Source organism: Apibacter sp. ESL0432 (genome assembly GCF_019469225.1).
In the GTDB taxonomy this organism is placed as follows: Bacteria; Bacteroidota; Bacteroidia; order Flavobacteriales; family Weeksellaceae; genus Apibacter.
Window position 1 is genome coordinate 1,089,766 of record NZ_CP048266.1, and the last position, 25,673, is coordinate 1,115,438.

Annotated in this window: 20 protein-coding genes; 13 read left to right on the top strand and 7 right to left on the bottom strand. The window is 31.1% G+C overall.

Going from position 1 to position 25,673, the window contains the following annotated elements; genetic code table 11:
* Window positions 1-99: 99 nt before the first annotated feature.
* The 4 genes from ccsB (at window position 100) to GYM73_RS04620 (ending at window position 6,897) form a co-directional block, all read left to right on the top strand.
* Window positions 100-3,339, top strand: coding sequence for a c-type cytochrome biogenesis protein CcsB (ccsB, locus tag GYM73_RS04605; RefSeq protein WP_220234287.1), 3,240 nt, complete (start codon window positions 100-102; stop codon window positions 3,337-3,339).
* A 582-nt stretch (window positions 3,340-3,921) separates the two neighbouring features.
* The gene (locus tag GYM73_RS04610) at window positions 3,922-4,566 is read left to right on the top strand and encodes a DUF4290 domain-containing protein (protein ID WP_105297547.1); all 645 of its coding nucleotides are present in this window, start codon (window positions 3,922-3,924) and stop codon (window positions 4,564-4,566) included.
* On the top strand, window positions 4,563-5,876 hold the full coding sequence (murA, locus tag GYM73_RS04615; protein WP_220234363.1) for a UDP-N-acetylglucosamine 1-carboxyvinyltransferase: 1,314 nt from the start codon (window positions 4,563-4,565) through the stop codon (window positions 5,874-5,876). Before GYM73_RS04610 ends, murA begins: the two co-directional genes overlap by 4 nt.
* A gap of 16 nt (window positions 5,877-5,892) precedes the next feature.
* Window positions 5,893-6,897 (top strand): glycosyltransferase family 2 protein, encoded by a 1,005-nt coding sequence (locus GYM73_RS04620; RefSeq protein WP_220234288.1) that lies wholly within the window; start codon window positions 5,893-5,895, stop codon window positions 6,895-6,897.
* 2 nt (window positions 6,898-6,899) lie between these two features.
* On the opposite strand, the gene GYM73_RS04625 is transcribed toward GYM73_RS04620, so the two are convergent.
* Window positions 6,900-7,319: a hypothetical protein gene (locus tag GYM73_RS04625; protein WP_105297550.1), complete on the bottom strand. Its 420-nt coding sequence runs from the start codon at window positions 7,317-7,319 to the stop codon at window positions 6,900-6,902.
* A 454-nt stretch (window positions 7,320-7,773) separates the two neighbouring features.
* Here GYM73_RS04625 and GYM73_RS04630 point away from each other — a divergent pair, with 454 nt between their 5' ends.
* The 7 genes from GYM73_RS04630 (at window position 7,774) to GYM73_RS04660 (ending at window position 16,624) form a co-directional block, all read left to right on the top strand.
* A complete protein-coding gene (locus tag GYM73_RS04630; RefSeq protein WP_220234289.1) occupies window positions 7,774-9,981 on the top strand; it encodes an anaerobic ribonucleoside triphosphate reductase in 2,208 nt (735 codons plus the stop codon).
* Window positions 9,974-10,477 (top strand): anaerobic ribonucleoside-triphosphate reductase activating protein, encoded by a 504-nt coding sequence (nrdG, locus tag GYM73_RS04635; RefSeq protein WP_220234290.1) that lies wholly within the window; start codon window positions 9,974-9,976, stop codon window positions 10,475-10,477. Before GYM73_RS04630 ends, nrdG begins: the two co-directional genes overlap by 8 nt.
* 173 nt (window positions 10,478-10,650) lie before the next feature.
* Window positions 10,651-13,263: a DNA gyrase subunit A gene (gene gyrA / locus GYM73_RS04640; RefSeq protein WP_220234291.1), complete on the top strand. Its 2,613-nt coding sequence runs from the start codon at window positions 10,651-10,653 to the stop codon at window positions 13,261-13,263.
* Between the two features lie 10 nt (window positions 13,264-13,273).
* The gene (locus tag GYM73_RS04645) at window positions 13,274-14,653 is read left to right on the top strand and encodes a tetratricopeptide repeat protein (protein WP_220234292.1); all 1,380 of its coding nucleotides are present in this window, start codon (window positions 13,274-13,276) and stop codon (window positions 14,651-14,653) included.
* A 125-nt stretch (window positions 14,654-14,778) separates the two neighbouring features.
* Window positions 14,779-15,396 (top strand): LemA family protein, encoded by a 618-nt coding sequence (locus GYM73_RS04650; RefSeq protein ID WP_105297555.1) that lies wholly within the window; start codon window positions 14,779-14,781, stop codon window positions 15,394-15,396.
* A gap of 21 nt (window positions 15,397-15,417) precedes the next feature.
* Window positions 15,418-15,840: a TPM domain-containing protein gene (locus tag GYM73_RS04655; RefSeq protein ID WP_220234293.1), complete on the top strand. Its 423-nt coding sequence runs from the start codon at window positions 15,418-15,420 to the stop codon at window positions 15,838-15,840.
* Window positions 15,812-16,624, top strand: coding sequence for a YgcG family protein (locus GYM73_RS04660; protein ID WP_220234294.1), 813 nt, complete (start codon window positions 15,812-15,814; stop codon window positions 16,622-16,624). The genes GYM73_RS04655 and GYM73_RS04660 overlap by 29 nt, the downstream gene beginning before the upstream one ends.
* A gap of 177 nt (window positions 16,625-16,801) precedes the next feature.
* On the opposite strand, the gene GYM73_RS04665 is transcribed toward GYM73_RS04660, so the two are convergent.
* From GYM73_RS04665 to GYM73_RS04680, 4 genes are all read right to left on the bottom strand, one after another.
* The gene (locus GYM73_RS04665) at window positions 16,802-18,028 is read right to left on the bottom strand and encodes an aminotransferase class V-fold PLP-dependent enzyme (RefSeq protein ID WP_220234295.1); all 1,227 of its coding nucleotides are present in this window, start codon (window positions 18,026-18,028) and stop codon (window positions 16,802-16,804) included.
* Between the two features lie 62 nt (window positions 18,029-18,090).
* Window positions 18,091-20,793, bottom strand: coding sequence for a PD-(D/E)XK nuclease family protein (locus GYM73_RS04670; RefSeq protein ID WP_220234296.1), 2,703 nt, complete (start codon window positions 20,791-20,793; stop codon window positions 18,091-18,093).
* Window positions 20,794-20,826: 33 nt separating this feature from the next.
* On the bottom strand, window positions 20,827-21,411 hold the full coding sequence (locus GYM73_RS04675; protein ID WP_105297560.1) for a YdcF family protein: 585 nt from the start codon (window positions 21,409-21,411) through the stop codon (window positions 20,827-20,829).
* 132 nt (window positions 21,412-21,543) lie between these two features.
* On the bottom strand, window positions 21,544-22,524 hold the full coding sequence (locus tag GYM73_RS04680; protein ID WP_220234297.1) for an acyl transferase: 981 nt from the start codon (window positions 22,522-22,524) through the stop codon (window positions 21,544-21,546).
* Between the two features lie 133 nt (window positions 22,525-22,657).
* Here GYM73_RS04680 and GYM73_RS04685 point away from each other — a divergent pair, with 133 nt between their 5' ends.
* Both GYM73_RS04685 and dnaJ read left to right on the top strand, forming a co-directional pair.
* Complete coding sequence (locus tag GYM73_RS04685) at window positions 22,658-23,203, top strand: nucleotide exchange factor GrpE (RefSeq protein WP_105297562.1); 546 nt, start codon at window positions 22,658-22,660, stop codon at window positions 23,201-23,203.
* Between the two features lie 28 nt (window positions 23,204-23,231).
* Window positions 23,232-24,350 carry a molecular chaperone DnaJ gene (gene dnaJ / locus GYM73_RS04690; RefSeq protein WP_160542127.1) on the top strand — a complete coding sequence of 373 codons (1,119 nt, stop codon included), beginning with the start codon at window positions 23,232-23,234 and terminating at the stop codon, window positions 24,348-24,350.
* Window positions 24,351-24,485: 135 nt separating this feature from the next.
* On the opposite strand, the gene GYM73_RS04695 is transcribed toward dnaJ, so the two are convergent.
* The gene (locus GYM73_RS04695) at window positions 24,486-25,055 is read right to left on the bottom strand and encodes a DUF5606 domain-containing protein (RefSeq protein ID WP_220234298.1); all 570 of its coding nucleotides are present in this window, start codon (window positions 25,053-25,055) and stop codon (window positions 24,486-24,488) included.
* Between the two features lie 42 nt (window positions 25,056-25,097).
* Window positions 25,098-25,673, bottom strand: a complete 576-nt coding sequence (def, locus tag GYM73_RS04700) for a peptide deformylase (protein WP_160542125.1) — start codon at window positions 25,671-25,673, stop codon at window positions 25,098-25,100.

A 25,673-nucleotide genomic window follows, 5' to 3' on the forward strand; every position in this document is an offset into this window, starting at 1 on the left:
AAAAAAATCATGTTTTAACTATTTATTTTATAAACATTTTGATGAAGAGGTAAGTTGACGTATTTTTGGGAGTTTATATAAAATAATATAAAAAAACCAATGAAGAAAATTCTTGACTTGTTGTTTTCTAATAAAACAACAGCGATTATGTTGGTCATTTATGCTCTCTCTATGGCATGGGCAACTTTTGTAGAAAATGATTATGGTACTTCAGTTGCCAAGGCATTAATATACAATTCGAAATGGTTTGAACTGATCATGCTCATTTTAATCTTAAATTTCATAGGAAATATTAAAAAATATAAGCTTTGGTCTTTAAAAAAATGGCCCATTTTAACTTTTCATTTATCTTTTATCTTTATTTTTTTAGGAGGTGCAATCACAAGATATATCAGCTATGAAGGACAAATGCATATTAGAGAAGAAGAGACTAGTAATGAAATTATATCAGACGCAACCTACTTTAAAGTACAAATTTCAAATTTTCAAGGAGAAACCAGAGCATATAAAGATATTCCTTTCACTTTAACCTCAGAAAATATTCCTTTTTTACTTAAGCCATTTCAAAAGAAATTTTCTGCCAATTACGATTTTTTAGGTCAAAAGGTAAAATTAGAATCTGTAAAATTTATTCCGAGAGCTCAAGATTCAGTACAAATAACACCTTCAGGTAAAAAAATATTGAAAGTAATTTGTTCAGGATCAAAGGGAAGAGAAACTATTTATATTGAAGAAGGAAGTGCCCGACAAGTTCAAAATTCAACCCTAAGTTTCAATAATTATCTTCAAGGAGCCATAAATATTACCACAGAAAATGAAGAAATCTATATTTCTTCGCCCATGATGGGAAGGCGTATGATTATGACAACACAGGAAGAACTTTCGGTAGAAGGAAGCGATAAAAAACAAAAATTACATTTTGCCAGTCTCTATCAATTTCCCAATGTAAGTTTTGTGATACCGATTACTCCTCAATCGGGTAAAATTATTTATTATGAAGGGGATAAAAATAAAAATTCTGAAGATCCCGATCTTATTTACATGAAAGCCTCAACCAATCAACAATCTAAAGAATTTTTATTTTATGGAAAAAAAGGGTTAACCGGGGTTCAAAAACAAGTAGCCCTAGATAATTTGCTCATTTCTATAGGTTATGGTTCTAAAATCTATACCACTTCTCCATTTTCGTTAAAACTGAATAAATTCATTATGGAACATTATCCGGGAAGTAACAGTCCATCTTCGTATGAATCCGATATATCCATTTTAGATAATGGAAAAGAAACACCTTTTAAAATTTATATGAATCACATACTCAATTACAAAGGATACCGATTTTTTCAATCCAGTTTTGATTCAGATTTAAAAGGAACCGTACTTTCCGTTAATCATGATTTCTGGGGGACAACTTTAACCTATGTAGGCTATGCATTATTAATAGTGGGAATGTTTATGACTTTATTTTGGAAGGGGACAAGATTTTCTAAACTTAATGTTCAACTTAAAAAAATAGCTGCTCATAAAAAATCATTTCTTTTATTATTTCTTTTATTCAGTCAATATGCTTTTAGTCAAAATCAGGAGAAGAACAATTTGGACACCTTACCTGAATCTTCCGTCCGTAAACCGGAAATTCATGAGCATACCCATAGTAAAAATACAACGTATTCAAAAGTAGTAGACGGGGAAACTTTTAGTAAAAGTATACACATTCCAAAATCACATTCAGATAAATTTGGGGCACTTTTGGTTCAATCATCCGAGGGACGAATAGAACCGGTGAATACATTGGCTTTAGAAATTTTGCGAAAATTACATAAAAGCGAAAAATTCTTTGAGTTGGACGCTAATCAATTTTTTATTTCCATATCCACCAATCCTATGCTTTGGGCAAATGTTCCTTTACTCAAAATAGGAAATAAGGGAGGGGACCAATTAAAAAAAATTACTCAAGCAAATACAGAAGGTTATACCTCCTTAATGAATTTATTTACTACCCAACCGGATGGATCTCCCGATTTTATTTTGGAAAATGATTTTAAAAAAGCTTTTAGAAAAAAACCGGCAGAAAGATCAAATTATGATAAAGAAATAATTGAGTTAAATGATAAGCTACAAGTAATGCAAGGATTAATCAGCGGGTATTATTTAAAATTTATTCCGATACCCAACGATAAAAATCATACCTGGACTTCCTGGATTTTACCCGATATGAAAACTGATAGCGTTGCTTTGAACTTGTTGGGAGGGTATTTTAGAGCGATAGTAGTGGCTGAAAAAAATAATAATTGGAATCAAGCGGATGAAGCCCTGGAAAAAATATCCGATTATCAACTCAAATGGGGTAAAGAAATTATACCTTCTCAAGCCAAGATCAATTGGGAATTAAGATACAATAATTGGGATGTATTTTTTAAAATAATGATAGTATATGCCGTACTGGGACTTGTATTACTAATATTGGCATTTACCAAGCTATTTACTGAAAATTATAAGCTTTATTCTTGGTTAGAGGGTATTTTGTTAATCCTAGTTATACTAACTGCTCTTATACATGGAATGGGATTAGGGATTCGATGGTATGTTTCGGGACATGAACCCTGGTCTAACGGATACGAAGCGGTACTGTTCATAAGTTGGATAAGTGTATTGGCCGGTTTTCTCTTATATCGAAACAGAAATGGATTTATTCCTGCGGCGGGTTGTTGGGTAGCAGTTATTTTAATGGGATTTGCTCATGGAGGAGATCAGATGAATCCACAAATTACGCCGTTAGTTCCTGTGTTGAAATCGTATTGGCTAATGATTCATGTTGCGGTAATTACATCCAGCTATGGTTTTTTCGGATTGAGTGCCTTAATAGGAACCGTAGTTTTATTTTTGTTTATAATAAACCGTAAAGATATTTCTTATAAAGTTGAAAATTCAATTAAAGAATTAACTATTGTAAATGAACTATCATTGACGATTGGTATTTTTTTATTAACCATCGGAACATTTTTGGGCGGTATCTGGGCAAATGAAAGCTGGGGGAGGTACTGGAGTTGGGATCCTAAAGAAACTTGGGCATTTATCTCCGTAATAGTTTATGCGGTTGTCTTACACCTGCGATTAGTTCCTAATTGGAGGGGTAAATACCTATTTAATTTTTTATCTTTAGTAGCTTTTTCGACCATTATAATGACATATTTTGGTGTAAATTATTATCTATCGGGTTTACACTCTTACGCACAAGGAGATCCGGTTCCTATGCCTTTATGGGTATATATTGTACTATTATTGGTTGCTATATTAGGATTAACTTCATATATAGCCCAAAAAAGAAAATTCAATTCCTAAAAAAGTTAAATAAATAAACAAAATATAAAATATAGTTATAAATATTCTAAAAAGATAAATTAATAGAGAATCAAGCTTGTTAAAATCAATTACATTCCTAGATAACCTTATTAATTGCATAAAAATAAAATTATTTACATCAATTAATTATTTATTAATGAAAAAAAAATAACTATATGATAAATAAATACTAATTACAAGGAAAATATCAAGAATTATGATTACATTTGCAACCTACAAATAGTAGATTTATAATTTACTAAAACTATTGTTCCTTTTAAAAAAATTTCCGATGACATTATTTATAAGTCGCATAAATGTATATGATTTAGTCAGGAGTTTACAGTTTACTATATAATAAAAACAAAAATATACTTTATAAGACTAAAGTATAAGCTAAATAAATAGAGATTCAGAAATTTTATGACAAAAATTTCTTTATGGCAATTTGTTTATGTTAATGTAAATTACACGGTTTATATATAAACCATTAGCTTACCTAATAGGTCGGAAAAAAGGAGTCTTTTCTACAGTAAATTTTACACAAAATAATATTTGTATTATTAATTTTAAAATTAAAATATGGAGTATAATACTCAAAGAAAAAAATTAATTATCCCGGAATATGGAAGACATGTTCAACAATTAGTTGATCATTGTATGACGATCGAGGACGATGATGAAAGAAATAAATTTGCCAAATCAATCATTGATGTTATGGGAGATTTAAATCCTCATTTAAGAGATGTGCCGGATTTTCAACATAAGCTATGGGATCAACTTTTTATAATGGCCAATTTTGATTTAAAAGTAGATTCACCTTACCCGATTCCTACCAAGGCAGAAATGAATACGGCTCCCAAAAAAATGGCTTATCCTTCCAATGAATCTAAATACAGATATTATGGAACGAATGTGAAAAAAATGATTGAAATAGCAAAGTCATGGGAAGAAGGTGATAAGAAAGAAGGATTGAAATATGTGATCGCTAATCAAATGAAAAAAAATTACCTGAAATGGAACAAAGATCAGGTAGAAGATGAAGTAATATTTAATCATTTAGAAGAATTATCTAACGGTTCCTTAAAATTGAGTTCAAAAGAAGCTTTAATGAATGTGCCGGTTCAGACTAATTCAAATACTTCTTATAAAAACAAGAATAGAAACAACAATAGTAACTATAGAAATCAAAAGAAAAATAATTTTTCTAAAAATAAAAATAAATAATGAATACTTTTCAGATTTGCGGTGGAAAGCCTCTTCATGGTGAATTCTTTCCGCAAGGTGCCAAAAACGAAGCTCTTCAAGTTATCTGTGCAACCCTTTTAACATCTAAATCAGTTAGGATAAAAAATATACCCGAAATTCAAGATGTTTTAATACTAATTGAAATATTAAAAACAGTGGGTGTAAAAGTTACCCGAAACGTTAAGGGAGATTATACCTTTTGTTCTGAAGAAATTGATTTTGAATTTTTGAAAAGTAAAGAATTTAGAAAAAACGGAGCTCAGCTAAGGGGTTCTATCATGCTATTAGGTCCTCTTTTAAGTCGATTCGGAGAAGCTTATATTCCCGTTCCCGGCGGTGACAAAATCGGTAGAAGAAGATTAGATACTCACTTTAAAGGATTTATTGATTTAGGAGCTCAATTTGAATATGACGAAGAAGAAAAGTTTTATTCCGTAAAAGCTAAAAAGTTAAATGGTAATTATTTACTTTTAGAAGAAGCTTCCGTAACAGGTACGGCAAACATCATTATGGCTGCAGTTTTGGCTGAAGGAAAAACTCAAATATATAATGCCGCTTGTGAACCCTATATCCAGCAATTATGTAAGATGTTGATTAAAATGGGTGCAAAGATTGAAGGAATTGGCTCTAATTTTTTAACTATTTATGGCGTTTCCGAACTTAACGGTGCCGAACACACTGTACTCCCTGATATGATTGAGATTGGAAGTATCATTGGCTTGGCTGCCATGACTAAATCGGAAATTACCATCAAAGAGGTTAGCTGGGAAAATTTAGGTAATATACCGGATACTTTTAGAAGATTGGGTATTCAAATCGAAAAAAGAGGTGAAGACCTATATATTCCTTCACAAGAACATTATAAAATTCAAAATTTTATAGACGGATCTATATTAACGATTTCCGATGCTCCTTGGCCGGGATTCACTCCCGATTTATTAAGTATTATTTTAGTAGTTGCCACACAAGCTAAAGGAAGTGTTTTAATACATCAAAAAATGTTTGAAAGCAGACTGTTTTTTGTTGATAAACTCATTGACATGGGGGCACAAATAATTCTTTGTGATCCGCACAGAGCAACAGTTATCGGATTAAATCATGAAATTCCTTTACGAGGAACAGTAATGACTTCTCCGGATATCAGAGCCGGAATATCTTTACTGATTGCCGCCATGTCTGCAAAAGGAACCAGCCGAATACATAATATTTATCAAATCGATAGAGGATATGAAAACATCGATGAGAGATTAAGGGCCTTGGGGGCCGATATTATTCGGATTGAACTATAATCTATAAAACAAATCTATGCATGGAGATTTACATTTAAAAATTTCAATTATTATAGCAGTCTATAATAGAAAAGATGAACTACAGGAATTACTGTTTAGTTTAATTAATCAAACGGATAAAAATTTTGAAATTATTATTGTTGACGATGGATCTCAAGAAAAGTTAGAACCTATAGTCTCCACGTATGCAGAAGTATTGGATATTAAATATTATTACAAATCGAATTCCGGAGCAGGATTATCAAGAAATTACGGAGCGGAACATGCTTCAGGAAATTATTATATTTTCTTAGATTCAGATTGTATTGCTCCGGTTCATTATATAGAAAATGTGCGTAAAGAATTAAGATTAAATTATGTGGATGCTTTTGGAGGAGCTGATTCGGCCGATAAAAATTTTAATGATTTACAAAAAGCAATTTCATATTCCATGACTTCTTTATTAACCACGGGAGGAATTCGTGGCAATAAAAAAGCGATAAATAAATTCCAGCCCAGAAGTTTTAATATGGGTATATCCAAAGAAGCATTTAAAAGTGTTGGCGGATTTTCGGAACTGAGGGTAGGAGAAGACCCCGATTTAAGTCTTACTCTTTGGGAAAAAGGGTTTAAAACCCGATTTTTTCCTGAATGCAAGGTTTTTCATAAAAGAAGAACTTCACTTAAGAAATTTGCTAATCAAGTATATCATTTTGGAATTGCCCGTCCCATATTGAATCAAAGACATCCTAACTTTTCAAAAATTACTTTTTGGTTTCCTTCTCTTTTTTTGATATTCACTGTTTTGTCCTTAGTTTTATCGATAGTTAATTATAGGTGTATCTTTCCTTTGCTTTTTTATTGCTGTGCTATTTTCCTCGATTCAAGCTATAAAAACAGGAGCATCAAAATTGGTCTCATATCTTTACTTACAACATTTATTCAATTTTTTTCCTATGGATTTGGATTTTTACAATCCTATATAAAATTAAATATCTTAAATAGGGAACCTAAAGAGGCATTTCCATCACACTTTTATTAGTTTTATTTAAATGAAGCATGATTACTTGTTTTGAGCAATCTTCCTTCTCCCATAATTTCTTTTTTACCATCAAAATAATAGGTATTATAGTATAAAATGTTTTTTTCAATTTTAACAGTCTTTACTTTAATCCCTCCATTTTTATTGATAAATCTTTTAAAACTGTCCTTTTTAGCGTCTCGATTAGAGAAAAATAATATATAATCGCAATCATTTAACCATTCAATCCTTTTAAAAGATTCAACTCCGTTGGTAACTTCCAACTGTTTATTGCCATTTCTCACAATAAGGGAACTTAAATTGGAATTTTCGCTAATATTTCTGAATTCACCCCGATTAAAGTCAAGACAGGTAAGGTTCTTTTCCTGAGCATAGCAGATAAAAGAAGTATATAAAAATAAAAGTACTGATAGTTTTTTCATGTCTCAAATATAGTAAAATAATATCTCCAAATTTAAGTCCCTGTTAATAACTTTACTACCTAAATGCTGATCTTTTAAAATGTGATTATTTATTATTTTGACTTATTTATTTTTTTAGACGATTCGATCAATAATTGATATTTTTCTATAAATTTTAGTAATAATATCATAAGAAATAATTATGTTGAAAATTAAATTCTTAAATAAAAAAAGCTAAGTAAAAATAAAATTATCTTTGTACTAACATATGAAGCTTTATCGAATACATGACCAATAACAGGAAAAAATCCTGTATTCTTACTACCTTAAATTATTGAATATTCAATAATTACGTTACAATTATTAGTATTCCAAGTTTCATATATAACCCTGTATTTGGCGACAATTAAATTTTATGTCTCCAAGTATAAGGTTTTCATCTTACATAAAGTGCAATAGATAAAGTAAACATAAAATGATTCAGACAGTTATTAAAAGAGATGGACGCATTGTCGAGTTTAATAAAAATAAGATTTTTAATGCGATTAGCAAAGCTATGCAAAATACGGAAAATGGAGTGGATTCTTTTTTAATACAAAAAATTACTGAAGATATATCCCAAACAGGCAATGTAGAAATGACGGTTGAAGCCATTCAAGACATGGTAGAGATGGAATTAATGAACAGTCCCCGTAAAGAAGTTGCAAAAAAATATATCTCCTATAGAGATCAAAGAAATGTTGCAAGAAAGGCTAAAACTTGCAATATGTTTTTGGAGATTATTGAAACCAAATCCAATGAAGTTACAAGGGAAAACGCAAACATGAATGCAGACACCCCTGCAGGAATGATGATGAAATTTGCCAGTGAAACTACCAAACCCTTTGTTGATGATTATCTTTTAAGTCCTGAAGCCAAAGAAGCGGTCCTTTCCAACTATATACACATTCACGATAAAGACTATTACCCGACTAAAAGTCTAACCTGTGTACAACATCCATTAAATAAAATTTTAGAAAACGGTCTTTTTGCAGGACATGGAGAATCAAGACCGGCAAAAAGAATTGAAACCGCCAGCATGTTGGCTTGTATTTCGTTAGAAACCGCTCAAAATGAAATGCACGGAGGACAAGCAATTCCGGCATTTGACTTTTATTTAGCGCCGTTTGTAAGAAAAAGCTATATCGAGGAAATAAAAATTCTTGAAAATATAAACGGTCAAAATTATGAACACCTGTATGACTACGCGATTAAGGATTATGTTAAGGAAGAACTTGAACAAAAACAAGGTGATGAAAGAATTGTACAACATGCCATCAATAGAACCGTAAGCAGAGTTCATCAATCCATGGAAGCATTTATCCACAACATGAATACGATCCATTCCAGGGGAGGAAATCAAGTAGTATTCAGTTCCATTAATTACGGTACGGATACTTCTCCGGAAGGAAGATGTGTGATAAGAGAACTTTTAACAAGCACGGATGAAGGTGTTGGAAACGGTGGAACTGCGATTTTTCCTATCCAAATATGGAAGAAAAAGCGAGGAGTAAGTTATTTACCGGAGGATCCGAATTATGACCTGTATAAATTAGCATGCAAAGTTAGCGCCCGACGTTTTTTTCCAAACTTTTTGAACTTAGATGCTACATTCAATCATCATGAAAAATGGAATGCACAAGATCCTAAAAGATATCAATACGAAACAGCCACTATGGGATGTCGTACGCGTGTGTTTGAAAACAGATTTGGAGAGAAAACATCCATAGGTAGAGGTAATCTATCTTTTACAACAATCAACTTAGTTAGATTGGCATTAGAAACCCGCGAAATAAATGATGAAACTGAAAGAAAACGTCAATTTTTCCAAAAGCTGGATCATACGTTACAAATAGCTGCTGAACAACTGCATCAACGTTTTGAATTTCAAAAAACAGCAGCCCCTAAACAATTTCCTTTGTTGATGTCGACATTATGGAATGGATCCGAAGAACTAAAGTCTGAAGAGACAGTAGAAAAAGTAATCAACCAAGGAACTTTGGGAATCGGATTTATAGGACTTGCTGAAGCTTTAGTAGCTTTGATAGGAAAACATCATGCGGAAGATGAGGAGGCTCAAAAATTAGGACTGGAAATAGTTACATTTATGAGGGACAAATCTTTAACTTTTTCAGAAAATTATAAACATAACTATAGTATTCTAGCCACACCGGCAGAGGGTATAGCAGGTAGGTTTACCAGAAAAGATAAAAAAGACTTTGGAAGTATTAAAGGAATAACGGACAGAGAATACTATACTAATTCTAATCATGTACCGGTATATTATAAATGCAGCGCTCACCTAAAAGCTAAAATTGAAGCACCTTATCATGATTTAACTCGCGGTGGACACATTTTTTATGTTGAAATAGATGGAGATGCCACTCACAATCCCGAATCAATCATGACTGTTGTAGATATGATGGATAAATATAACATCGGCTATTCTTCTGTGAATCATACTCGAAACAGATGTTTACCCTGCGGGTATGAAAATGCTTCTGCCCATTTAGACGAATGCCCAAAATGTGGAAGCACCCATATTGACCGTTTGCAACGAATTACGGGATATTTAGTAGGGACAACCGATAGATGGAATTATGCTAAGTTAGCGGAATTAAACGACCGTATTATTCATGACTAAATTATCTATACTAGATATTATACAGGATACAACGGTGGACGGGCCCGGCTTTAGGACTTCAATTTATGCGGCAGGTTGCATTCATAAATGTGTAGAATGCCACAATCCGGAATCTTGGGATATTGATAATGGAAAACCCTATACAATTAATGAGCTGATTGAGATTATAAATCAATCAGAATTTTCAAATGTAACTTTTACGGGCGGTGATCCGTTAATACAAGTAAAAGAATTTACCGAACTAGCCAAAGAAATTAAAGCTACTTCCCATAAAAATATTTGGTGTTACACCGGATTTACCTTTGAGCAAATACATAAATCCAAAAAATTATCACAAATTTTACCTTATATAGACGTACTTGTAGACGGTAAATACGTGAATACATTATACGAAGAAGGACTACCATTTAGAGGAAGTACCAATCAAAGAATAATTGATGTCCAAAAAACACTTTTGCATAAAAGTATAGTAATCAGAGAGAACCAATTTATATAAAAATTTAATAAGTAAATATTCCATTGAGATAAATTCATTTGAATCCAAATTGATATATAAATACGAACTATAATCGCACAAAATCCTTAAAAGGCATGTCTAATTGCGTGTTCGATAAAAATTCATTATCTTTACGGTCTTATATACTAAAGAAAAAATAAACAAGTACACTTATGATAGGAGAAGGGGAAAAATTAATTCCTATTAATATTGAAGATGAAATGAAATCATCTTACATTGATTATTCAATGTCTGTGATAGTTTCCAGGGCTCTACCCGATGTAAGAGATGGTTTGAAACCCGTACATAGAAGGGTTTTATATGGGATGTATGAATTGGGAGTTACTGCCAACAGTTCTTACAAAAAATCTGCAAGAATCGTTGGGGAGGTTATGGGTAAATACCATCCTCATGGAGACTCGTCAGTATACGACACTATGGTAAGGCTTGCTCAGGAATGGTCTATGAGGTATCAGCTGGTAGACGGTCAAGGTAACTACGGTTCCGTAGACGGCGATCCGCCTGCAGCAATGAGGTATACTGAAGCCCGATTAAAAAAGATTTCCGAAGAAATATTATCGGATATAGATAAAGATACGGTTGATACTCAACTTAACTTCGACGATACGTTAGAAGAGCCTAAAGTAATGCCTACCCGTATTCCTATTCTGTTAGTGAACGGTGCATCAGGAATCGCGGTTGGTATGGCTACCAATATGGCTCCTCATAATCTTACTGAATCTATTAGTGCCATTTGTGCGTATATTGATAACAGAAATATTACTATTGATGAATTAATGCAGCACATTAAAGCTCCCGATTTTCCTACCGGTGGTATCATATACGGTTATGAAGGGGTAAAATCTGCGTTTGAAACAGGAAGGGGGAGAATCATTTTACGAGGAAAAGCCAATTTCGAAGAGGTACACGGCAGAGAAGCCATCGTAGTAACAGAAATTCCATATCAAGTAAATAAAGCCGATATGATTGCTCGTACGGCCGAGTTAATCAAAGAAGATAAACTACAAGGTATTTCTGAAATCAGAGACGAGTCTGACAGAAATGGAATGAGAGTAGTTTATGAGCTTAAACATGATGCCATCCCGAATGTAGTATTAAATCTTTTATACAAATACACCGCATTACAAACCTCATTTAGTGTTAATAACATTGCACTAGTAAACGGTAGACCCGTTCAGCTTAATTTAAAAGATATCATTCATCATTTTGTTGAGCACAGACATGACGTCGTGGTAAGACGTACTCAATACCTTCTTAAGAAAGCTCAAGAGCGAGCCCATATCTTGGAAGGATTTATGAAAGTTATTGCTTCTCAAGATACTTTGGATTTAGCCATTAAAATAATCCGTGAAAGTTCTAGTCCAAGCGAAGCAAAAACGGGCTTAATTCAAGAATTTGAATTAACGGAAATACAAGCTCAAGCGATCCTGGATCTTAGATTGGCTCGTTTAACCGGAATGGAGTTGGATAAAATCCGAGATGAGTACAATGCTATTATGAAAGAGATCGAATACCTTAAGACTATTTTAAATGACGAAGGACTAAGATATTCTATCATTAAAGAAGAATTAGAAGAGATCAAGCAAAAATACGGTGACGAGCGTAAGACTGAAATCAATTTTGCGGGTGGAGAAATGAGCATTGAAGATATTATTCCTGACGAAAAAGTTGTTTTAACTATTTCTAAAATGGGATATATCAAAAGAACTTCTCTTTCAGAATATAAAACCCAATCAAGAGGTGGCGTTGGAAACCGTGCAGCATCTACCAGAGATGAAGATTTCCTTGAATACGTTGTTTCCGCTACTGCACATCAGTATATGCTTTTCTTCACAGAAAAAGGTAAATGTTTCTGGTTACGAGTATTTGAAGTTCCAGAAGGTTCCAAAATAGCTAAAGGACGACCTATTCAGAATTTAATAAATATCGAATCAGACGATAAAATCAAAGCTTATATCTTAACTCATGATTTGAAAAATGAGGAATATATAAATAATACGTTTTTAGTAATGGTTACCCAAAAAGGAACCATTAAAAAAACAACATTGGAAGCTTATTCCAGACCACGTGCCAACGGAATTAATGCTATTAATGTTAGGGAAGGAGATACTTTGGTAAGCGCAAGTTTAACTTCCGGTAACGATGAAATAATGATTGCTACTAAATATGGAAAAGCTATTCGCTTCCCTCAAGAAAAATTAAGACCTATCGGTAGAAATGCTTCAGGTGTACGAGGTATTACTCTTGGCGATGAGGATGACGAAGTAATTGGAATGGTTATTATTTCAGATCCTGAAAATGACACAATTTTAGTTGTATCAGAACAAGGATATGGAAAACGAACTCACGCCGATGCATATCGTATTACTAACAGAGGAGGAAAAGGAGTAATAACTTTAAATATAACTGATAAGACCGGTAATCTGATAGCTATCCAAAAAGTTACCGATGATAACGATTTAATGATTATTAATAAATCCGGTGTTGCCATCAGAATGTCTGTGGAACAACTTAGAGTTATGAGCAGGAATACACAAGGAGTTAAATTAATTAATCTTAAAAAGAACGATGAAATTGCTGCCATAACTAAAATTGAAAAAGAAGAAGGGGTTGATGAAGAAGAATATGATGAAAATGGAAATAGTATGGATGGTGAAACCTCGCTAAACGTTACAGAAACAAATGAAAAATTAAATGATTCTGACGATTCAGAAAATGATTTAAATGAATCAAACGAAGAAAATAATTCAGAATCACAGGATTAAAAATCATTATATGAAAAAAATATCAGTTTCTCTATTTATATTAGTTAGTTTATGGTCTTTTGGCCAAGAGAAAGAAATAAAAGATGCTTTTAATGCATTAGAGAAAGGAAATAAAACTCAGGCAGAGTCATTAATTCAGCAAGTAGAACCAACGGTTAGTTCTAATATATCCGGAATCAATCCCGACGTATATGCTAAATATTTATATGTAAAAGGAAATTCTTTATTGGAACAAGGAAAAACTCTTGAATCTGCTAAAATATTTTCCAAATTAGCCCTTTATGAAAAAGGCCCTATTTATTCTTTAAAAAATAAAAATACTAAAGAAAAGGCTTTTGTTCTTACTAAAGAAGAAGTAGAAAAACTTAAATCAGAAGGTTTTACTGGTTTAAAAGAAACTAAATCAGGTACAAACTATATTCAAAAAATAATTCCGATTTTAGAGCAAAAAAGACAAGAATTATCCGGCCGGGCAACTTCTGAATATAATGCGAAACAATTTTCGAAAGCGGCTGATGATTTTTTAGAATCCTTTTATTTAACTCAAGCAGCTGGAAATGCGGATGAAGTTTTTAAATATTATGCAGCAATTTCTTATCATGCAGCCAATTATAATAAAAAAGCTCTTGAACTGTACTTAGAATTACTAAATGAAAGCTATACCGGTAAGACAACCACGTATACAGCTTTACAAAACGGTAAAAGAGTCGGTTTAAGCGAAGAACAATACAATTTATTCAAATCGGCACCCAATTCCGGGTTTTCTGACTTTAAAAAAGAGGAATCTCCATCCGTTGAAGCAGATTTATACAATTATGCAATTTCCTTATTAGTTGCAGATAAAAGGTATAATGAAGCTATGACTTTAGCTGAAAAAGGATTGAAAAAATTTCCTAATGATACTAATTTAAATTCTCAAATAGGAGAATTATACTATCAAACCGGTCAAACTGATAAATATATTGCTAAATTAAGAGAAGCTATTGTAAAAAAACCTTATGATTATATTTCTTATTATAACTTAGGAGTATTATACAGCAAAGATCCTAAAGCAGCTGAATTAGCTAAAGAATATTATAATAAGACTATACTTATTAAGCCGGATTATCCGGCAGCATATCTGAATTTGGCAGCTTTATTATTAGCTCCTGATAAAGAAATTGTAGAAAAAATGAAAGCTTTAGGATCTTCTAGAGCTGATCAAGAAAAATATGATGCTTTAGTCGAAAAAAGAAAAGCAATGTTCAAACAGGCCTTACCTTACATGGAGAAAGCATATAGTTATGATCAAAAAGATAAAGGTATTATTCAAGCGTTAATAGAAGCGTATAGAGTTTTACAGATGAAGGATAAAATGGAAGAAATGAAAAAAGCAGAATCTGCTTTATAAAGAAAATAATATAATACAACATATTGTAAGGGAAGTAGTTGAAAACTTCCCTTACTTTTTAGGAATAATATTTGATATTGGATAATATAATTAATTAATCGTAAATATAAATTTAAGTAAAAATTATGAAAAAAGGATGTTTAATCGGAGGTGGTATAATAGGATTAATCGCTATAATTGTAATCGGAGTATTTATGTGGGGGGTAAGCATTAATAATAATATGATTGAACTAAATAACGATGTAAATTTAAAATGGAGTGCTGTAGAAAGTTCATATCAAAGAAGATCAGACTTAGTACCCGGTTTAGTAGCAACCGTTAATAAAGCAACCAATTATGAGAAAGAAACTCTTACTTCTGTAATTGAAGCCAGAGCAAAAGCAACTTCAGTACAGATTGATCCTTCAAATTTATCTCCTGAAAAATTAGCTGAATATCAAAAAGCGCAATCCGGCTTAGGTTCTGCTTTAGGCAGATTATTAGTTACTATTGAAAAATACCCTGATTTAAAAGCCAATCAAAATATTTTAGGACTTCAAAATCAATTGGAAGGAACTGAAAATAGAATTAAAATCGATAGAGATAATTTCAACCAATCTGTTACAACCTATAACAATTATATACAAAAGTTTCCCGCAAGTATTGTAGCTAATTTTAGAAATTTTAAAGAAAAAGGTACATTTAAAGCCGATGCAGGTGCTGAAAAAGCCCCAAATGTTGATCAATTGTTAAACGGTAAATAATTTAAAAAAACTACTTTTAGAATGTTATTTTCACCCCGGGACGAAGAAGATATTATTGAAGCCATTAGACAAGCCGAAGCGATGTCTACAGGGGAAATTAGGGTACATTTAGACCAAAACCTAACGGGGGATGCGTTAGCCACGGCGCAATCCCTTTTTACCAAATTGGGTATGGAAAAAACAAAAGATAGAAATGGTGTCTTATTTTATGTATCCGAAAATAAGAAAAAAATTGCTGTAATTGGAGATGTCAACATTCATAAATATGTGCATCAAAGTTTTTGGGATGGACTTTTAAAGGAAATTACATTTTCATTTAAAAAAGATAATTATAAAGAAGGATTAATCAACGCAATTTTAAAAACCGGAACTAAATTGAAAAAATTTTTTCCAAGAGATGGAAAAAATATAGAAAATGAATTACCCAATGAAATATCCCGTTAAAATTATTTTAGTCCTTTTTGGCGTATTATTTTTAAATAATTTCATTTACGGCCAAACGGAATTTAAAATCCCGGAAAAACCAAAAATAATTTATCCCGTTAATGATTATGCTAAAATTCTTACGGAAGAGCAACAAAATAATTTAAATAATAAGTTAATATCTTATAGTGATTCAACCTCCACGGAAATAATTGTTTGTATTGTTAAAACATTAAATGGTGACGATATCAATTACGTGGGAGCCAAATGGGGTGAAAAATGGCAAATCGGACAAAAATATAAAAATAATGGTATTTTATTATTAATTGCTTCCGATGATCATAAATTAGCTATACAGAATGGGCGAGGAGTGGAAGATGTCATGACTGACTATACTTCCAGTACTATTATTCATCAATATATGATTCCTTATCTTCAGCAAAATGATTATTACGGTGCTATAAACTCCGGTACGGATCAAATCATAAAGGTTCTTCAAGGGAAATTTAAAGCAGATAACCCGGAAGATACTGATGATACTACTTCAGGGATTATAGTAGCCGTATTTATATTTTTCATTATACTACTGTATATATTAATGCATAAAAACAATAGAAACAACACATATTATGACCGTAACGGTAAGAGAAGAAATAATGATGATGATTTTTGGGGTGGATTAGGTGGATTTATCGGCGGAAGTATATTTGGCGGAAGTGGCGGCAGTAGTTCCCGAGGTGGTGGTTTTGGAGGTTTTGGCGGCGGAGGAAGCTTCGGTGGAGGCGGTGCCAGTGGTAGTTGGTAATATTTAAAAAATATAACTATTAGTTATCGATTATTTTCCTCATTATTTATTCGTGTTTATATGGAAATGAATAGGAATATAATAATACTATATAATCGCCGGCCAGACTTTTCTAATTAAATATTGTCATCCTTATTAGACGATTGAAATAACTGTTTAATTAATCATAATTTAGTTTTATCTAAGCATTTTTTGAGCTAAATACATCCCATCAATTAATTGATCAATATCTTCCTTAGTTGTATAGATGGCAAATGATGCTCGAACAGTACCTTTTATTCCCAAGCGTTGCATAATGGGTTGAGCGCAATGATGTCCGGTCCTAACTGCTATCCCTTGTTTATCTAGAATAAACCCGACATCTGACGAATGAATATTTTCGATATCTAAATTAAAAGAAAGTGCTCCGGAGGTATGTTTTGCATTTTGAGCATAGATGATTATATTATCTAATTGCGAAAGTTTATTTTTAGCATACTTCATAATTTCGTCTTCATGCTTACTAATATTTTTAAAACCTATAGTTTGCACAAAATCTATAGCAGTTTTTAAGACAATATTACCGGAAATATTCGGAGTACCTGCTTCAAATTTAAAAGGCAAATCTGCATAGGTCGTCTTTTCAAAAGTAACTTCTTTAATCATTTCTCCACCTCCCTGGTAGGGTTTCATGGATTCTAATATATTTTCTTTACCGTATAAAATACCCACACCGGTAGGGCCATAAAGTTTATGTGAAGAGAATACATAAAAATCAGCATCTAAATTTTGTACGTCAACTTTTCTATGAGATACGGCTTGCGCTCCATCTATAAGCACATATGAACCCATTTTATGAGCTTTGGAAATTATTTCTTCAATTGGATTAACTACACCCAATGCATTGGAAATATGATTTACAGCTACTATTTTAGTTTTTTCCGAAAGGAGTCGATCATATTCATCCATCATCAAATCTCCGTTGTCATCCACAGGAATAACTTTAATTTTTAGATTTTTTCTTTCGGCTAATAATTGCCAAGGAACGATATTCGAATGATGTTCTAAGTTGGATATAATAATTTCATCGCTTTCATTAAGTAAGGGTTCAATTCCTGTAGCTACTAAGTTGATACTGTCGGTCGTTCCTTTAGTGAAAATAATTTCGTAATCCTTTTTTGCATTTAAAAATTGTTGCACAGACTTTCGGGATTCTTCCATTTCCACGGTAGCCAATTGACTTAAGGTATGAATTCCTCTATGAACATTAGAGTTTATAGTTTTATAATATTTTTCTTCTGCCTCTATTACGGAAATCGGCTTTTGAGTAGTTGCAGCATTATCAAGATAGACTAAAGGTTTGCCATTTACTAACTGATTCAGTATAGGAAAAATATTTTTTATATCTTTTAAATCTTCGTTCATGGTAAGAAAGTTAAACTTCAAAATTAAATGATTAAATTGAATTAAAAATTATTTTTTTGTTATTATTTAATAAAAGAAGATTTTTCTACAAATGGAATATCCGGATCAGCAATTTCTAATATCAATCGGGAAACTTCCTCAAATAAAATAGTAGCTTGAGATTCGTTTAAACTTTCAGAAGAATCAATTTTTAAAATCTCCAATCCTCGAAAAGGTTTTTTAAAACTCCAAATTCCCACCTTTACCGATTCTGAAAGTTTTTCATGTAAAATCATATAAGCATAGAAAACAAGCTGAATATAAAATTTAAAATTTTTATCTTCTTGAATTTGATCAAATCTATCTGACTTAAATATAAGAGTATCTATAGATGATGTTTTATAATCTATAATTCGGTCCCGGCCATTAAAACTATCCCAGCGGTCTACAAATCCTTTCAAAAATAAGGTGCCTATTTCAGGTAAATTAATAGTGGAACTAAGTTCTTTTTCAATTTCTTTTAAGAAAATGATATTACCGTTTTTTAGGTCGGTTAAATCTCTTAACAATATTTTTTCAATGGTTTTTTCCGCTAGCAGCTTTTGCAAGTAATTTTGCCCTTTTTTAAATAAGTCGGGATTTAATTCTTTTTCAATATATTTATTTAAATAAACAGAATAATTTTTTAAAGCTGCAAGTAACTCCTTTTCCGTTAGTTTATTTCCTTGCCATGGGGAATAAATAGACTCTAGAGTATGATGAATCAAATTTCCGTAATTTAAAGCAGAAATTTCCTCTTCCATCTCTTGTTGCTCGTTAATCTTTAAAATCTTTTGCAAATAGAAATTGATTGGATTGTAATGATAATTGGTTAAATGAGTTGGCGAAATAGGATTTTTTAGCCAATCTTGAATTGAATTCAATATAGCAGGAGATTTTTCAATGATTAGTTCCTTCGATTGTTTTAAATTTCCTCCATAGGTGGCTACAGATTCTATTATGGTATGTTGAGACTCAAATTCTAATTGATTAATAAATCTGCTTTTTTCTCCTGAGTTAAAACCTTCAGTATAATTATTATAGACTAAGGTAATGTTTTGTGCGTGTTGTATTAATCTATAAAAATGATACGCATAGATGGCATCACTTTCAAGAAAAGTATTGATTCCGTAATTTTTCTTAACATCAAAAGGAATAAAAGAATTATCATTTTTTCCACCCGGCAAAATTCCTTCATTAACTCCCGTCATTAGTATATTTTTAAAGCTTAGCAATCGAGTTTCCAAAACTCCCATAATTTGAAGTCCCTCTACCGGTTCGCCAATAAAATCAATAGTTTCATTATTGATTACATGCTGATAAAATGTATAAAGAAGAGAAAAATTTTGAATGGAAAGATCTTGCGATAATTGTGTATGTAAAATGGAGAAAAGATTTTTAAATTTTAAATAATTTTCTTTTAACACCTGATGATCAGAATCTGTTTTCCAAAATTGTTCAGTACAAAATTCATAAAGTTTATGTATCAAATCGATAGGATTTGCATATTCTTTAAATATAAAATAATAGTAAGAACTACCTAAACGTTTATATATGAGAGAATCAGTTAAATAGATAAGATTATTCCTTTTTATTTCAGAAATAAATTCAATAACAGATATAGTATTATGTAGTAATGGATTCTGAAGAAGGGATAAGATATCGTTATAGTAATATCCTTTAGATGTATTTTTTTCTCTAAATATGTGTAATTTAAAAATTTGCTTAAATAATGATGCTAAAAATGAATTTTTAAGAGGAAATCCCATAGTTATATTAACTCGGGATATATTTTTAGGTATGCTTTCCAATATTGCCGGTAGAATTGATTCATCGCTTAATACTAATGCGGTATTGTGTAACTCTTCTTCAGGAAGGGTAGATAAGATTGAACTGATATATTTGGCTTGAGCTACGTCTTGAGAAGTACTCACTACATGTATATTTTTTTTTTGGTTGAAATCATCAGTTACCCATTTGAAATCTCGAGTTGCATAATAATTCCAATTTTTATATTTTCTTAAATAATCTCCGGCTTCTTGATTACTGTTGTTTAAATAGTATTTATCGGCATCCCAATATAAATACGTTTCGGCATGTGATATATAATGTTTAATCAGCTTTTCTTCTTTAGGCGTTAAGGCATTTAATCCGACAAAAACATACTTATCATTTTCAGGAATATGAATACCTGTTAATTGGCTTAACACATGGTTTAGAATCATTCCGTACGTACCCAATCCTTTAGTTTCCAAAGAATCCTTTAATTTATTATATAAAATTATGTTGTTTTCCCAGAATTTTACATTTTTATAATATAATTTTTTTTCACTGGTGGTATCCAGCTTATTCACCCAATTTTCTATTCTTTCAATGGAAGCCATATGCTCTAAAACCTTATGAGGATTATCAGAGAAAATTTCTATATCGTTAAAATCTTTAAGAAGAGTAGGGATCCATTTTAAAAATTCATCAAAAGTTTCCTCTGCATTTACGAATTTTTTCTGTATCTGAAAAGCTTCCAACCAAAGAGGAATATTTTCGATTTTAACTAAATGGGAATGTTTGTATATAAAATCTTCAATGGTATAGAAAGTGGGCAAAAATCCGTTATACCCTTTTTTAATAAGATATCTTTTAAAAAATATGATAGGTCTTCTTCCGGGAATAATGATAGTAAATTTAGATAAATCATTATTTTTTTCCAATAACTCATCAATTACTTTTTCTATAAAATTTGTATGCATAAATATATAAAAAGCGCTTGTTAAAGAATTAATTTATTTAAAAAAATAATAATAGTAATAGGCAAAAAATTCTCTTATTAATGACATATAATGATGCCTTTTACTATAGTGATGAGAACTTGCAGAACCTAAATTATAAAAGCCTAGCTTATAATACATCAGCTTAATACGAGAAATATGATAATATTGTGATATAATAATTAATTTTCTGTAATTATTATCTTTCATTATTTTTAATGAATTTTCCACATTTTCTTCAGTATTTAAGGCTTTATTATCTAAAATAATATCAGATAAAAGCACGCCGTGTTCCAATAAATATTCCTGCATGAGATCAGCTTCACAAAAGTTTTTATTAGCTAAACCTCCGGAAACAATTAATTTTTGAACTTGACCTTCATTGTATAATTTTAAACCAATATTTAGTCTTCGTATTAAAGACATAGGCATAGAACCGTCTGTTTTATTTTTTGTTCCAAAAATAACTCCTACGTCTGCATCCCTGGTATCTTCTTGGTTCCCATCAATAATAATAGCAATGGTATGAAGAATAAACCACAAGAATAAAAGTATAATTCCTGTAATAATATATTTTATTAATTTTCTGTAATAAGACATATTACAATATACAATTCCGAAAAATAAAACTTATATATATAATTTTATTAAATTTATTATTTTTTTATAGAAAAAGTTTAAAATTAAATACAAATTTTAGTTAAAATAAGCTTAATTAGTAAATTTTATATTTTATAATAATAAAAGACTGCACCCTCTAATATCGGAATTATCCATTCTTCCTAAAATTTTAAAACCATTCTTACCTTCATCTTTACCAATATCTTGGGTAGATATAAATGAACAACTATGAATATTTGCCAAGTCTATGATGTTGACACCTCCTGATCTGTTTGTCTCAACATATTCAAAAGGATCATCCACATCTCGAATTAAAATCTTCATCCAGGGAGGACATTTATAAACATTATTAGATAAAGAATAAGCTTGAGACAATAATTCCGTCATACTGTATTCTGAATAAATTTTATCGGTTTGAAATGAATTTTTTAATTCTGTTAGCAACTCATCTTTTGTCATTTCTTTTTTTCTTCCCTTCATTCCTCCTGTTTCGATAATTATAGTATTTCTCAGTTGTTGAGGATAAGAATTCGCAAAATCTAACAAAGCATAGGAAACACCAAAAAGAATAACTTTCTTATTCTCTTTTTCCAGTCGATTAATTATAACATGTAAATCATCAAAGTTATGTAGATAATAACCATTTTCCACCTTTCCCGATTGCTCCATTAAATAATTTACCATATATATAAGCGAAGAATTATTTCTCTCCAAATAAGAAGGAAGCAAACCTAAATATATGTATTCGGAAGGGTCTCCGAAAAAAATTGAAAATGAATGTAAAATACTTTGTTTATAAATATTTTCATTTGCTATATAATGCTTGGATAGGTTTTCGGAAGTAGTACCGCTACTTTGAAAATATAAATTCGGTGAGAAATTTTTATCAACTATTGTATTGGTTTTGAAAAATTCAATCGGTAAAAAAGGTATTTGCCGATAATTGAGAATTTTATTACAATCTATAGATAATAAATCAACAAAAGTTCTATAGGGTATATTATTTTTATATTGATACAAAAAAATTTGGATGGCGAGTGAATTAAATTCTTCCTCCGATTTGATTGAAAAAATATCAAAACTTTTCAACATTTGAATATATTTACTTTATATGCAAATTTAATAAGAAGTATTTAAATAATTTTTTAAATATAGGTCGATTTGACAGCATTTTTATTATGGCAATAAAATTGATAAATATCAGTAACCAATAAAGAATTTAACCATGTCAATTCAAAGTGATAACGAAGAAAACGAATTAATTGAAGAAAATAACAATCAAGAAAATTCTAAGGATACTGAAAATATGTCAGAACCTAACAATAATTCTGACTTAACAGAAAAACTTGAAAAAGAAAAAGACAGATATATCCGTTTATTTGCTGAATTTGATAACTATAAAAAACGTGTAATTAAAGAGAGACAGGATCTTCTTAAATACTCGGATAAAGATATTTTAGAATCCTTACTTCCGGTATTGGATGATTTTGATCGAGCTATTACCGAACTTGAAAAAAAGGAGGATGACCTTTCTGTTTTAGAGGGAGTGAAACTTATTTATAATAAGTTGTTCAATACCTTGAAAGATAGAGGATTGACTGTTATTGATGTAAAGGCCGGTGATGATTTTAACATTGATTATCATGAAGCAATTACCCAAGTCCCGTCTCCTGATGAAAGTCTAAAAGGTAAAATTATAGATGTGGTTCAAAAAGGGTATTTATTGCATGAAAAAGTAATTAGATACGCAAAAGTAGTTATTGGAAATTAAGAACTCAAAGAGGTTTATATAAAAAATTATGTCTAAAAGAGATTATTACGAAGTATTGGAGGTTTCTAAGAGTGTAACTGAAGTAGAGTTAAAAAAGGCCTATAGGAAAAAAGCACTCAAATATCACCCGGATAAAAACCCCGGTGATAAAGAAGCTGAAGAAAAATTCAAAGAAGCTGCTGAAGCTTATGAAGTTTTAAGTGATCCTCAAAAAAGAGCAAGGTATGATCAATACGGTCATGCCGGAGTAGGAGGGGCTGCCGGTGGTGGCTTTGGAGGGGGAATGAATATGGAAGATATTTTTTCCCATTTTGGTGATATTTTCGGTAGTGCCTTCGGAGGCGGTTTTGGCGGCTTTTCTTCAAGACCTCAACAAGTTCAAGGCTCCAATTTACGTATCCGTTTATCATTAACTCTTAAAGAAATTATTAACGGTGTTGAAAAAACCGTTAAAGTAAAAAGATTTAAATTAGCTCCGGGAGCTACCTCAAAAAATTGTCCTACCTGTAACGGGACCGGTCAAACGAGAAGAATCATGAATACTCCGTTTGGACAAATGCAAACTCAATCAGTATGTAATACTTGTGGAGGTACCGGTAAAGTTGCGGATCATATACCACCCGGTGCTAATAATCATGGTTTAATTAAAGTTGAAGAGGAAGTATCCATTAAAATTCCTGCCGGTGTTAGAGAAGGAGTTCAACTGCAAGTTAGAGGTAAAGGAAATGATGCTCCATTTGGAGGAATACCCGGAGATTTAATCGTTGTGATTGAAGAAATTGAGGATGAAAATTTAAAAAGGGAAGGGGATAATCTTCATTATGAACTATATATTTCTGTACCCGAAGCTATTTTAGGTACGAAAAAAGAAATTCCTACGATCACGGGAAAAGTAAAAATTACAGTAGATTCCGGAACTCAATCAGGGAAAATTCTACGATTGAAAGATAAAGGATTGCCTCAAGTTCAAGGATATGGATACGGAGATTTATTTATTCATATCAATGTTTGGACACCTAATCCGAATAAATTAACTAAAGAGCAGAGAGAATTTTTTGAATCTATGTTAGATAATGAACATTTTCATCCTAAACCCTCAAAAAATGATAAAACATTTTTTGAAAAGATCAAAGATATGTTCATGTAAAAAATTATCCGGAATTTATATAGAAAAAAATCTTTGAGTATATATGATACTCAAAGATTTTTTATAGTTAATATACAAAAAGGTACCAACTTTACATTGATACCTTTTCATTAATAATATTTAAAATTATTTATACTATTCAGCTTTTTTCTTAGAAGGTATTTTTTTCGTAGATTTTTTAGTTACACCGGCTTCATCTTTTGTATCATCATTTGATACCTCATTAGTAGCTGTTTTTTGTGAAATGTTACAATCTTCTGAATTTTCTTTTTGGCTATCATTCGAAGCTTTAGCTAGATTGTCTTCATAAGCTTTTACGCTTTCTTCAGTTATGATACCATTTTTAACCAATATATTATACCAAGTAAAAAGCTTTTTAAGATCTGAATTATATACTCTGTCTTCTGCATAATCCGGTTGAGCATCTTTCATTAAAGATCTTAACGTATTGGTATCATTTTTATCAAATTCAATTTCTTTAAATTGATGTTTTTTGGAAATTGAAACTAAAACTGAAATTAATGATACTTCAGAATCTTGAGTATAGATTGAAATGTTTTGTAGTAAACTTACTTGACTATTTGCATTAATAGACAATTTCTTTTGAGCAACTAAATCTTTAACAATGAAACCTCCTTTAGTTTGAGATAATAATTCAAATAAACCGGATTTCCCTGTAATTGCAATGATTTTAGTAAGATCCATATCAATATTGTAATTATATTTTTAATTAATTTATTTTAAAATTTAATGAGACGGAAATTTCATTCGGTATTCAGTCTCCACCTTTCCTTTACTAATATTGGCAAGTTTACCTTTAAGTAATTTTTTCTTAAGTGGAGATAATAAGTCTGTAAACAGAATTCCTTCAATATGATCGTATTCATGCTGAATAATGCGCGCACGAACATCACCAAAATTTTCAGTTTTTTTATTCCAATTTTGATCAAAATATTCAATTGTAATATTTTCCAATCTTTTAATATCTTCTCGAATATCAGGAATACTTAAACATCCCTCGTTAAACTTCCAAAGTTCACCATCTCTTTTAGTTATTTTCGGATTTATGAAAACTTTCTTACAAAGGGCTAACTCGTCTTTTATGTCGACATAATCCTCATCTTCTGCCAATGGAGATGCATCAATAACAAATAAACGTATGTTCAATCCTACTTGTGGGGCTGCTAAACCAATTCCATGTGCTTTATACATGGTTTCATACATATTTTCAATTAATTGATCTAAATCGGGATAATCTTTACCGATTTCTACTGTTTTTTTTCTTAAAACAGGTTCTCCATAGCCATAAATAGGTAAAATCAT